Here is a 12,688-nt window from a genome sequence, read left to right as displayed (position 1 = left end):
TAGCCCTAAATCTCATTCGCTCCGGCCAGGCCACCTCACGGCGTAGCCTCATTAATCACCTTGGCTGGTCTCGAATAACCTTGGCCCGACGGCTGGACGAACTTCTGGAAGCAAAACTCATCATCAGCGTGGGCCAGTCCGACTCTCAAGGCGGGCGTCCTGCGGAAGAATTTGCTGTCAATCCCGACGCCGGCCTACTCCTAGCCGTCGATATCGGCGGGTCCCACACCCGCTTGGCCATCACAGATCTGGCTTCCAATGTCCTCATCGAAGACGAAGCCGACATTGCCCCGAGCGAAGGCCCCACGGAGATCTTCGACTGGGCAGGTCAAGTCTTTGACCACATGCTGGGCCGCCTCAATAAAACCCATCAGGACGTTGTGGGAATTGGAGTGGGAGTCCCTGGCCCTGTGGACTTTGAGAGCGGCCGGCTGGGTAGCCCTCAGCTGGACCCACAGTGGGAAAACGTTTTGGTCCGGGAGTTTTTCGCGGAAAGGTACGGCCATGCCGTCTTCGCTGTCGATAGGGATGTCAACATTTTAGCCCTCGCCGAAGCCAGGCGAGGGTGGCGCGAGTACAGCGATATCGTGGTTCTCAAGGCGGGTATCGGACTTGGTTCGGCGTTTGTGCTCGACGGTTCCATTTATCAAGGATCGCGGGGTGGCGCCGGCGATCTAAGCTGGCCCAACGCCAATGGTGGCCGCCTCCAGCGCCTTGAACTCGTCGCCAGTGGCGGCGTCATTCGCGAGGAACTGCGCACACTCGGCTACAAAGTGCGCACCAGCCAGGACATCGTCGACCTTGCCCGGATCGGAGACCGGGAAGTCTTGCGACTATTGTCCGAACATGGCACCTACATCGGCCAGACATTGGCGGGCGTGGTGGGTCTACTCAATCCTCAGGCAGTGATCGTTGGCGGAAACTTGGCTCAGGCAGGCGAAGCCTTTGTGGCGACCATTCGGGAAGCCATTTTTGCAGGCGCCAGAGAGTACTCGCTGAAGGGGCTCGTGGTGGAACCTTCTCGACTTGGCTCAATCGCTGGAGTCACAGGCGCCTCCCTTATTGCCCAGGATGCACTTTTTGCCCCTGACCGGATCAGCAGACTTACCCGCACTGCCGCCAAGGCCCAATAGCCACCCACCAACGCACCGCGCTGCAGTGCACCGGTTAGGCTCCGCACCCCTTCGAAAGACTTTGGTCTATTTGTAGACAAAAGGCTTATTTGCATGTTAGCGTGATTTCAAGCACAGGTTCTCCGGAAATGGTGCTTCCACTTTTTCACTGACGAAAGATCCACCGTGGCAATTAATTTGGCTGAAGCCCTCTGTTCAATCACCACCAAAGCGAGCGCCCAGAATTGGCGTGATGCAATTCGTCTCTCAGGCGCAGGCCTCGTTGCCGGAGGCGCCACAACAGATGCCTACACGGACCAGATGATTGCAGCGGTCGAAGAGCACGGCCCGTACATCGTGATCGCCCCGGGCATAGCCTTGGCCCACGGCCGGCCCTCCGAAGCCGTCCTGACGGGCGGGCTCAGCTGGGTCAGTCTCAAAGATCCGGTGGAGTTCGGTCATCCGAAAAACGATCCCGTCTCCCTTGTCATCGGTCTGGCTGCGATTGACCACACCACTCACATGGATGTCTTGAAGGCTTTGGCTGGAATCCTCTCCCAAAAAGGCAAGTTGGAGCAGCTGGTGGCTGCCGAATCAGGAGATGAGTTGCGCGCACTTCTGACTGACGCAGCATCCGCAGCCTAATCGTTCCCTCAGTTTTCGAATCAACTCAATGAATCAACTCAATGAAAGGCACCACCATGAAGATTGTTGCAGTGTGCGGCATGGGTATCGGCACCTCAGTGCTACTCAAGATGAACGCAGAAAAAGTACTCGAAAAACTCGGAATCGACGCCGACGTTGAAGCCGCAGACATGGGCGTTGCCAAGGGCGCAGCCCAGACAGCAGAGATCGTGCTGACCTCTGACGAACTGGCAGGCGAGCTCGGAGATGTGCCCGCAAAGGTCATCATCATCGACAACTTCTTTGACCTGGAAGAAATCACCACCAAAATCACCGAAGCCCTCCAGTAACCTGGCCCACCCGCATCGAAAGGAACATCCGTTATGGAGTGGCTCGTAGTAGTACTTAATTTCATTGGGCAACAAATCCTCAATGTCCCCGCGTACCTCATCGGTATCATTACCGCCTTGGGCCTGATGGCACTTCGCAAGAACGCCGGGCAGGTCATTGGCGGCGGTTTGAAGGCAGCCATTGGCTTCCTGATCTTAGGTGCGGGTGCCAACGTAGTGGTCGGTTCGCTGGATCCCTTGGGCCAGCTCATTCTCAAGGTCACTGGCGCGCAGGGCGTCATCCCCACCAATGAGGTCATCACAGCCATGGCCCAGGAAGAGTTTGGTGCCCAAAGCGCCTACGTGCTCACCCTTGGCTTCGTTGTCATGCTCTTGTTGGCCCGCTTTACCCCGTTGAAGTACGTGTTCTTGACTGGACACCACATGGTCTTCATGGCCACCATGCTCACCGTGGTGCTTTCAGTGGGTCTGGGCGCTGACCTTGGTTGGCTCGTCGTGTTGATCGGAGCACTTTTGCTCGGTGTCATCATGGTGGTCATGCCGGCTTTCCTTCACCCGTGGACCAAGAAGATCACCGGAAACGACTCCATCGCCATCGGTCACTTCGGTTCGCTGGGCTACCTGGCTGCCGGTGCGGCCGGCCAGGTTGCAGGCAAGCGCAGCAAGTCAACGGAAGACATCAAGTTCCCGCAGAGCTTGAAGTTCCTGCGTGATTCCATGGTTGCAACTTCCCTGTCCATGATTGCCATCTACATGGTCTTCACCATCTGGGGCCTGATCGCACTGCCCATGGACGAAGCCTTGGCCATCTTTGGCGCTGCCGATGGAGGAGCCTTCATCATGGCCGGTCTGGCCCAGGCGCTGCAGTTCGGTGTTGGTGTGGCTGTGATTCTCTACGGTGTGCGCACCGTCCTTGGCGAATTGGTCCCTGCTTTCCAAGGCATCGCCGAAAAGGTCGTCCCCGGCGCCAAGCCGGCTCTGGATATCCCCATCGTGTTCCCCTTCGGTGCCAACGCAGTTCTCATTGGCTTCCTGAGCTCCTTCGCTGGCGGTCTGTTGGCTCTTGGCCTGCTGGCCATCTGGTTGAACCCGGCCTTTGGCTTGGCTTTGATCCTGCCCGGTATGGTCCCCCACTTCTTCACCGGTGGTGGTGCCGGTGTATACGGCAATGCAACTGGTGGACGCCGCGGTGCCGTACTAGGCGGCTTCGTCAACGGTGTCATCATCACCATCCTGCCTGCCATCCTGCTGCTGGTTCTAGGTGACTTGGGCTTCGCAAACAGCACCTTTGGTGATGCCGACTTTGGCTGGTTCGGTACGCTGGTCGGTGTGAGCTTGCTTGGCAGCAGCGCCCTTGGCGCCGTTTTGACCGTCCTGATTGCCGTTGTTTTGGTGACGGCCGGAATCATCTTCCAGGTCAAGGTTGTCAACCGTGGCTGGGTTCCAGGCGCCAAGCGCGATGCCTGGATTGCTGAAGAAAAGGCTGCCGAGGCTGCCATTGCTGCTCAGGCAAAGGCTGAGCTTGCCGACCGGAAGGTAGCTGCAGAAAGCACCGCTTCTTAAGTATCACCACGTCCGACGTCCCTGAAATCCGAAATGTTTTCAGGGACCGCAGACCACTGACCAACACCCCGTGAGCCTGCCCAGAGCACACCGCTCTAGGCAGGCTCACCCCTTGAAACGTCCAGGAGAATTACATGTCTTCCACACCAACCGGCCAGTTGTCAGACGCCGGAGTGTCCATCTGGCTCGACGATCTCTCCCGCTCACGGCTATCCACCGGCAGCCTGCAAGAACTCGTGAGCAAGAAGAATGTGGTCGGCGTAACCACAAATCCCAGTATTTTCCATGCTGCCATCACCTCCAGCAGCGATTATGACGTCACCATTGCCGCTCTCGCAGCGCAAGGTGCCACCGCTGAGCAGGCCGTTTGGGAAATTACGACGGCGGATGTCACCGACGCCTGCGATCTTCTCTTCCCCGTGGCTACTTTGAGCAACGGGGTCGATGGCAGGGTGTCCATCGAAGTGGACCCGCGTCTGGCTTGGGATACCGAAGCCACTGTTGTAGAGGCCCGAAAGCTCCATGCCAAAGTCGGCAAAAGCAACGTCCTGGTCAAGATTCCGGCAACCACCGAGGGCCTTGCCGCCATCACCACCGTGCTGGGGGATGGCATCAGTGTCAATGTCACCCTCATCTTCTCCCTCACTCGCTATGCCGAGGTCATGGACGCCTTCCAGAGTGGCTTGGAATTGGCCACCAAGAACGGTCATGATCTCTCCACCATCCACTCCGTGGCGTCCTTCTTCGTGTCCCGGGTGGATGCTGAGATTGATGCGCGGCTAGAGGCCATGGGCACCCCGGAAGCCCTGGCATTGAGAGGCAAAACAGGGGTGGCCAACGCTATCTTGGCCCACCAAATTTTCCGTGCCAGCGTGGACACTGCGCGCTGGCGGGCACTGGCTGAGCTCGGGGCCGTGCCGCAGCGCCTGCTGTGGGCCTCCACGGGCTCCAAGAATCCTGCCTATTCCGACACCAAGTATGTCAGTGAGCTGGTCACGGACGGCGTCGTCAACACCATGCCGGAAGCCACACTTCAAGCCACCTTTGACTATGGCGTCATTGCCGGGGACACCATCACCGGCTACACCCAAACTGCGGCCGACACCATGGTGGCACTGGAAAAACTCGGAGTTTCCTACGATGAGGTCACCGCGCTTTTGGAAGCTGAAGGCCTGAAGAAGTTCGTAGCCAGCTGGAATGAACTGCTCACCGATGTGGATTCTGCTTTGCAACGTGCACGCAGAACCCAGCCAGCTGCCGTGGTGTTTCAGGGAGTAGGCGTCAACGCCGGACGCGTACTGGGAGCTGTGCTGCAAATGCCCGCGCCAATCTCAGAACCTGCAGTAGATGCTCCCCACGACGCTGAAGCATCTTTGGAAACGAATAAGGCTTCCATCAGGACCGCTTCCAAAGCTGTGCAGGAAGAACTGCGCAACCGGGCCGAATCAGCAGCAGAAGAAAGCAAGGAAATCTTGCAAGCCACAGCGCTGATGGCCGGCGATCCCATGCTCATCAAGGCCGCCATCAAATTGCTCTCCCCGGATGCCCCCGGTGGCCCCCGCTCCCCGGAACGAGCCATCTGGGAAGCCGGTCAAACAGTGGCAAATACGCTCACTGCATTGGGCGGCTACATGGCCGAGCGCGCCACAGATGTGCTGGATGTGCGCTCACGCATTGTGGCAGCGCTCCAAGGACTTCCGGTACCGGGCATCCCCGTCTCCGATGTCCCCTATATTCTGGCCGCTACCGATTTGGCACCAGCAGACACCGCCACCCTAGATCCGGCATGGATCCTGGCTTTGATCACCTCCGACGGAGGCCCGCAATCACACACTGCCATTCTCGCTCGTATGCTGGGGCTGCCAGCCGTTGTTGCCGCCGCTGGCGTGAACGGTATTGCCGATGGCACTGAGGTCTACGTTGATGGCGCAGCCGGAAGCATCACCACCAACCCGGACGACGCTCTGCGTGCAACGGCCGCCACCTGGGCGGCCCAAGCCTCCCAAATACCTGCTTTTAGTGGCGAAAACTTCTTGTCTGACGGGCTACATATTCCGCTTCTGGCCAATGTTGGCACCGGCGAGGACGCGCTCAAGGCTGCCGCAGCGGGAGCCGAAGGCGTAGGACTGCTGCGAACAGAGTTCTGTTTCCTGGACCGCGAGAGCGAGCCCACCGTTGAGGAACAAATTACCGCCTACGGTGGCGTGCTGGCAGCGTTCCCCGGCAAAAAGGTAGTCATCCGTACCCTTGACGCTGGCGCCGACAAACCATTGCCGTTCTTGACTGTTGCTGATGAGCACAACCCGGCACTCGGTGTTCGTGGGTACCGGACGGACACCACCTCTCCTGGCGTTCTGGAACGCCAGCTACAGGCCATTGCCATGGCCACGGCCGCCCATGACGCTGATGTTTGGGTCATGGCCCCGATGATTTCTACCGCAGAGGAAGCCGCCAACTTCACCGCGATGGCCAGGGCTGCCGGGCTGGCCACGGCCGGTGTCATGGTGGAGGTTCCTTCGGCAGCGTTGACGGCCTCGGCCATTCTAGGCGAGGCCGACTTCGCCTCCTTGGGCACCAATGATTTGACCCAATACACCATGGCCGCTGACCGCCAGTTGGGTCCCTTGGCAACGCTCAATGACCCCTGGCAGCCGGCCGTGCTCCAGCTCATCAAGCTAACGGCCGACGGCGCCTTCCAAGCGCAGGTCACCACGGGCTTACCCAAGCCGGTGGGTGTCTGTGGCGAGGCCGCCGCGGACCCGGCTCTCGCCGTCGTACTTGTGGGACTGGGTGTCTCAACACTGTCCATGAGCGCACGCGCACTGGCTCCGGTGGCCGCGGTTCTGACCACGGTTAGCCTGGCCGACGCCCAACGACTGGCTGCCGTGGCACTTCACGCCAAGAGCGCCTCGGCGGCCCGGCAGGCTGTTCGTGAGCAACTGCCGATCCTTGAACAACTCGGCCTCTAAGCCCCTCCCCCACCAACTGAAGGAAGACTCATGATTGAACGCACCGCCACTGTTGCAACCCGTGTGGGACTGCATGCCCGCCCCGCAGCAATATTTTCCGAAGCCGCCGCAGATTTCGACTTGGACATCACCATTGCCCGCCAAGGTGAGCCTGCCGAGGACGCCATGGATGCTGCCAGCATGCTCGGACTCATGAGCCTGGGCATTGAATTTGGTGAAGTTGTGGTGCTACGCACCGAGGGCGACGGAGCCGAAGAAGCGCTCGAGCGGCTCGTCAAAATCTTGGAAACAGACCACGACGCCTAATTTTTGCAGCTTGGACCGAGACGGCTGGACCACCCTGCGGGGTGGTCCAGCCGTCTTTTTGATGCCTTCGAGCACAATCAACCAGCCCTTCAGCACTTATTGCTTATTTCGTCATTACTATATAAACTTTCGCTATAAGATGTTTTTGGCCGTAGATTCTTCCTCATAAATTCTGCAAGGAGCGCCCCATGACCAATGCCCTCACCCTCGAATCCACCGCCGATGCTATTAGGCATGCGCGAGTACTGCCGCTGGACGTGGTTCAGGCCAAAGGATCAGGACATGCCGGGACGGCAGTGGGCTTGACCCCCTTCCTATCCACTCTGTTCCAGGAGTACCTTCGCCATGACCCGAAAGAACCCTCATGGCTGGGCCGAGACCGCTTTGTCCTCTCTTGTGGACACACCAGTCTGTCCCTCTACGTGCAGTTATTCATGCAAGGATACGGACTGGAAATGGCTGATCTTCAGGCCGCCCGCACACTGGATTCCTTGACCCCCGGACACCCCGAGTTTGGCCACACGGCCGGCGTTGAAACCACCACGGGCCCTTTGGGCCAGGGTATTGGAAACGCTGTTGGCATGGCATTGGCAGCGCGCAGGGTTCGCGGCATGTTGGACCCCGACGCCGCAAAGGGAAGCAGTGCCTTTGACTACAAGATCTTCTGCCTAGCCTCCGACGGCGACATGCAAGAAGGCATCAGCCACGAGGTCGCATCGCTGGCAGGACACTGGAAGCTCGATAACCTCGTCCTGATCTGGGATGACAACGAGATCTCGATCGAGGGTTCCACCGCCATTGCCACCAGCGACGACGTCTGCGCACGCATGGCATCCTACGGTTGGAGGGTCCTGGAAATCGCGGACGCCGAATCGCTGACCGCTATCCGCACGGGCCTGGACGCGTCGTTGGATGCGGGAGATGCTCCTGTTTTCATCCGGCTCAGGTCCCGGATCGGCTTCCCCATGCCTACTCTTGGCGGCACTGCCAAGGCTCACGCCGGCGCTCCCGGCGCGGATGAAGTGGCTGCCACCAAGTCCGCCTTAGGCCTGGATCCCACCAAGAGCTTTGTCATGCCCGATGAGCTGTTGACCTCGACTCGGGCAGCCGCCGCTGACCGTGCCCTGGAACTCAAGGGTCCGTGGACCGAGAAGTTCGCCGCGTGGGAAGAATCCCACCCCGAGCAGGCTGCGCTCTTGACCCGCCTTCTCAAGGGCGAATTGGCTGAAGGCTGGAACGCCAATTTCCCCACCTTTGAGCCGGGAAGCAGCCTGGCCACTCGCATCGCCAGCTCCAAGGTGCTCGCCGCCGCGGGCCACAGCATTGAAGAGCTCTGGGGCGGATCCGCCGACTTGGCCGAGACCAACGGAACATGGTCCAACGAATTCCAGTCCATGTTGCCGCCCGGCGTTGTGAGCACGGAGTGGCCGGGCAATGAGTATGGCCGCGTCCTGCACTTTGGCATCCGCGAACACGCCATGGGATCCATCCTGAACGGCATCGCACTCAATGGCCTGACCCGCATCTTTGGAGCGACGTTTTTTGTCTTCTCCGACTACATGCGCCCCTCGGTACGCCTAGCTGCCTTGATGCAATTGCCGGTCACCTACGTCTGGACCCATGACTCTGTTGCCGTTGGCGAAGACGGCCCCACCCACGAGCCTGTGGAACACTTGTGGGCGCACCGAGCCATCCCCGGTTTGTCGGTTGTCCGTCCCGGTGATGCCAATGAAACCGTGGCTGCTTACGAGCGGGTCTTCCAGGAAAACTCCGGCCCCACGGCCATGGTCTTGAGTCGGCAGAATATTCCAACGCTCGAGCAGGTGGATGCTGTCCGCGAAGGAACCAAGAAGGGCGGCTACATTCTGTTAGACACCGAAGAAGCACCTGAGCTGATCATCATCGCCACCGGTTCTGAAGTTCACTTGGCCGTGCAGGCTGCCACCGCACTCACCGATCAGGGCATCGGAACACGTGTTGTGTCCATGCCTTGCATTGAATGGTTCGATGCCCAGCCCGAGGAATACAAGCAGTACGTGCTGCCGCGCTCCGTCAGTGCCCGCGTCAGCGTTGAAGCGGGCTCCGCGCAGGGTTGGTACCGATTCCTTGGTACCTACGGTGAGGCCGTTTCCGTTGAAGGCTTTGGCCTCTCGGGCAATGGTGCCGAAGTATTGCGCCGCAAGGGGATCAGCTTGGAGACCGTATTGGAGGCCGCGCAGAGAACTTTGCGCAGCAGCGCTTCCGTAACCATGACTGCCATTAACTAACGTAGAAGGACTTTTCCCATGACGAACACTTTTTCAGGCACCGAGTTTTCCTCAACAGATCTTGCCCAGTTCATTGATCACACACTGCTCAAGCCGGAGGCTACAGCCGCCGACGTCCAAGCTACTGTGGACGAGGCACTGGGATTGGGCACGTACTCCGTTTGCGTCTCCCCCAATATGCTCCCGCTTCAGTTGCCGGATTCTGCGTCACTGAAGATCGCAGCAGTGTGTGGCTTCCCCAGTGGCAAGCACGCCTCGAGCATCAAGGCTGCTGAGGCTGCCTTGGCGGTAATGCAGGGTGCCCATGAAATTGACATGGTCATTGATGTTGGGGCTGCTGTGGAGGGTGAGTTTGGCAAGGTTGAGGCGGATATCGCGGCGGTGCGTAAGGCTGTCCCGGCTCCTACAATTTTGAAGGTCATCATCGAGTCTGCTGCGCTTAACGATGAACAAATCGTTGCCGTTTGCCGAGCAGCGGCAGCAGCCGGTGCTGACTTCGTGAAGACTTCCACGGGGTTCCACCCGGCAGGTGGTGCCAGTGTGGACGCTGTTCGGCTCATGTCCGAAACTGTTGCCGGCAAGCTGGGCGTGAAGGCATCCGGCGGCATCCGTAGCCGTGAAGTTGCGCTGGCGATGATTGCTGCTGGCGCCACGCGACTGGGTGTCTCCGGTTCTCGCGCAGTCCTGTCTGAGGGTGCAGCCGATTCCGAGTCGGCGGGATACTGATTCAGGAACCCGGCGACTTTTAGTGACTCGCCGGTATTTCCCCTACATTAGTGGGACACGGCAAGCGAAAGACTGAAAGTAAATGGGTAAAGAAGGTAAGGCAGGCCAGTCCTGGGGATCAACAGGACCTGGCGTGCTGTTGCGGCTGATTCGGACTGCGGACCGGTGGACCAAGAGCGAGCTGGTCCGCGAGTCCGGGTTGGCGCGTACAACACTCATTGAACGGCTTGACCACCTCCAAAGTGCCGGATATGTTTCCTCCAATAAGCAGCCGAGCAAAACTGGCGGCCGTCCTGCCGAAACGTATTCGTTCAACCATCTCGCCGGGTACTTACTGGTGGCAGATATTGGCGGAAGCCACGTGCGTGTAGGTGTCACCGATTTGGCTGGCACACTGCTGGCCACGTCGGAGAACGATTTGGATCCTGACGACAGCCCGCAGACCGTGCTCAGTGGTGTAATCACTGATCTTCAGGGTCTCTGCCACCAGGAGGAGCTGGATACCTCGCGTATTCGGGCTATCGGAGTGGGCGTGCCCAACTCGGTCCAGCAGGGGCCACTGACCCACCCGGAAATCCCCGGTTGGGAAAACAGGTCGGTGTCCGATGCCTTTGCGCAAGTCTTTCCGCAGATCCCAGTGTTGGTGGATAAAGACGCCAACATTATGGCCCGAGGTGAGCAGCGTCAAAGCCCGGAGAAGTACCAAAACATGATTGTTCTCAAAGTTGGGATGGGTGTGGGCTGCGGCATTGTGATCGATGGCCGCATTCTGCAGGGTGCTGCCGGCGAAGCTGGCAGCATTGGGCATATCCCTCGCGGTGGCACGGTTCAGTGTAGTTGTGGACAGTGGGGTTGTTTGGAGGCTGTAGCCAGTGGCCGCTCCATTGCCAAAGCTTTAATGGACAGCGGTCAAGTAGTCCACAGCAGCCGTGACATCGTCAACCTGGTGCGCAAACGGGATGGGCAGGCCGTGGAACTTGTCCGGCAGGCAGGCCGCGAGCTGGGCGAAATGCTGGGAATCTTGGCAGCTGTCATGAACCCGTCCATCATTATTGTGGGCGGAAACTTGGCTGAATCACCCGAACCCTTGCTGGCAGGCATTCGCGAATCCGTCTACGGGAATTTTCTTCCTTCATTGACCAGTGGCTTGGAGATCCGCCCCTCCGTAGTGGGCTCAGCAGCAGGGCTTACGGGCGCAGCAGAATTGGCGTTGGAAGCATTGCTCGAGCCTGCCCGCGTCGATGATTCAATTGCCAACGGACGGGCTTGGCATTAGTTCGATTCAAGGTTGCCTCGTCGGATTGCCCTGCGTAAAGACAGAGGCAATTCTCCCGCTGTCGCCTCTATCCTCCAATTCGACTTGTCAAAACCCGTTCCTGGTCTTTGGCGGTGCGGCGAGTGCCTAACAACGAATGGTACTGAAGAGGCGGCAGTTGTCGCTCAATTTAATGAGTTTCTAATGAGTCGGTTACATCCCACATACGTTTCGGCCATTGGTTGCCACGGTCAAGATCACTGGCCACCGCGGCGGTGTTCCAGACGGAGCTGTTCACCCGCTATGCGCACATGGAAACCGCCGGACAGGCGTCGACTGGCAGCGCGTCGTGGTTTGCGGAGGCGACGAGTACGCTGGCAGATTCGATCAAACCTAATGACAACATATGCACCGCCACTGCGCTTCGTTCAATGCTTCCAAGGTCGCAGCTTCCGGTTCAGGGACCATCAAATTCCTGCGCAGGAATCCCACCGCGTTCTCAACGTTGCCTTTTTCGTGCCCTGAATACGGGGTGCAATAGCGTGACTGGGGCCGGTTATGCAGCTTGAACGCGGAGAAGAGTTTCGTCTGAATGACCTTCGTCCCGGTCCTTCGACCAATACCGGTGGCGGTATCAAAGACCAGATGGCGAGGTGCGGCTCCCATATGTTTGAACACGGTTCGCAACCCATGAGTGACGCACTCGGCCGTCTCACCCCAGTATGCCTGTGCGAAACGCATATTTGAGAACGGGAACGTCACCACAAAAACGTGCAATACTTGCCGGATCCCGGCAATAATCGCCTCGGCCTGCCCGAAGTCAACCTGGGCCGTCCCTGCCGGCCACACCAACTCCGTGAAGCCTTCCTTGTCGTGGCGGTTCCTTGCTTTCCACTTCTTCACGTACCGCTGCACGGGGGAGTACGTTGCCGTGTAACTATGCTCTTCAATCAACCGGTCAAAGACCGGCTTGGCTGTGTGGCGCTGTTTACGGTGGCGGCGTGCGTCCTCGCTACGCCACTGATCAATGATGTGTTCGAAACCGGTCAATACCGTCCCACCTGGCCGTGTATTGGGTGCCGGTGGCGCTGGTGAGTAATCCAAATCATCAGCGTATTTCGCCACGAATTCCCCGCTCACGCCCAACCTCTTGGCGATTTCCCGCCCGGAAACTCCCTGGGAGTCTAAACTTCTGATATTTTCTTGAACGGACATGGGTACCGTCATCTGCTTTCCAGCCCTTCCGGCGCACTCGCTCTGTCAATAGCAGCGCCGTAAGGAACCTATCTGGGGGTGGCGGGCCCATATCTGCAACACGCCACGCAAGGGCCCGGACCACACGGTGATCTCAACTTTTCCGACAATCCCGAAACCACAAAATTTCCGGGAAACACCTGGCCTAATTCTTAGCGCTCTTTTGGCTGGAAACCAGCCACTAACCTGGCAGGAAACCCGAGCTGAAACGGCCTACAACTAGTCGATCACACACAATCAGCTCCTGGCCGACGGCGGCTTG

General features: G+C 58.8%; 9 protein-coding genes and 2 pseudogenes. 10 read left to right on the top strand and 1 reads right to left on the bottom strand.

The features are described 5' to 3' along the window. Positions 1-80: 80 nt before the first annotated feature. The 10 genes and pseudogenes from AOC05_RS00680 (at position 81) to AOC05_RS00640 (ending at position 11,193) form a co-directional block, all read left to right on the top strand. Positions 81-1,133, top strand: a complete 1,053-nt coding sequence (locus tag AOC05_RS00680; protein WP_231687156.1) for an ROK family protein — start codon at positions 81-83, stop codon at positions 1,131-1,133. 165 nt (positions 1,134-1,298) lie between these two features. After that, entirely contained in the window at positions 1,299-1,757 is a 459-nt protein-coding gene (locus AOC05_RS00675) for a PTS sugar transporter subunit IIA (RefSeq protein WP_062004789.1), read from the top strand. Between the two features lie 56 nt (positions 1,758-1,813). Beyond that, positions 1,814-2,086 (top strand): PTS sugar transporter subunit IIB, encoded by a 273-nt coding sequence (locus tag AOC05_RS00670; protein WP_062009170.1) that lies wholly within the window; start codon positions 1,814-1,816, stop codon positions 2,084-2,086. A 33-nt stretch (positions 2,087-2,119) separates the two neighbouring features. Continuing rightward, a complete protein-coding gene (locus AOC05_RS00665) occupies positions 2,120-3,649 on the top strand; it encodes a PTS ascorbate transporter subunit IIC (protein ID WP_062004786.1) in 1,530 nt (509 codons plus the stop codon). Positions 3,650-3,783: 134 nt separating this feature from the next. Continuing rightward, positions 3,784-4,893, top strand: a pseudogene (gene tal, locus AOC05_RS19190) (transaldolase); the annotation flags it as partial. 72 nt (positions 4,894-4,965) lie between these two features. Next, on the top strand, positions 4,966-6,618 hold the full coding sequence (ptsP, locus tag AOC05_RS19185; RefSeq protein WP_062009168.1) for a phosphoenolpyruvate--protein phosphotransferase: 1,653 nt from the start codon (positions 4,966-4,968) through the stop codon (positions 6,616-6,618). A 30-nt stretch (positions 6,619-6,648) separates the two neighbouring features. Then, a complete protein-coding gene (locus tag AOC05_RS00655) occupies positions 6,649-6,924 on the top strand; it encodes an HPr family phosphocarrier protein (RefSeq protein ID WP_062004783.1) in 276 nt (91 codons plus the stop codon). A 188-nt stretch (positions 6,925-7,112) separates the two neighbouring features. Then, positions 7,113-9,191: a transketolase gene (gene tkt, locus AOC05_RS00650; protein WP_062004781.1), complete on the top strand. Its 2,079-nt coding sequence runs from the start codon at positions 7,113-7,115 to the stop codon at positions 9,189-9,191. An 18-nt stretch (positions 9,192-9,209) separates the two neighbouring features. Beyond that, a complete protein-coding gene (gene deoC / locus AOC05_RS00645; RefSeq protein WP_062004779.1) occupies positions 9,210-9,917 on the top strand; it encodes a deoxyribose-phosphate aldolase in 708 nt (235 codons plus the stop codon). Positions 9,918-9,999: 82 nt separating this feature from the next. Beyond that, entirely contained in the window at positions 10,000-11,193 is a 1,194-nt protein-coding gene (locus AOC05_RS00640) for an ROK family protein (RefSeq protein WP_082357651.1), read from the top strand. A 402-nt stretch (positions 11,194-11,595) separates the two neighbouring features. Here the strand turns inward: AOC05_RS00640 and istA are convergent. Further along, positions 11,596-12,387 (bottom strand): annotated as a pseudogene (gene istA, locus AOC05_RS00635) (IS21 family transposase); the annotation flags it as partial. Positions 12,388-12,688: the final 301 nt, after the last annotated feature.

The sequence above is a fragment of the Arthrobacter alpinus genome (assembly GCF_001294625.1).
GTDB classification, from domain to species: domain Bacteria; phylum Actinomycetota; class Actinomycetes; order Actinomycetales; family Micrococcaceae; genus Specibacter; species Specibacter alpinus_A.
Note: the sequence above shows the minus strand (reverse complement) of the source record. Positions and strands in the feature narration are given on the sequence as shown.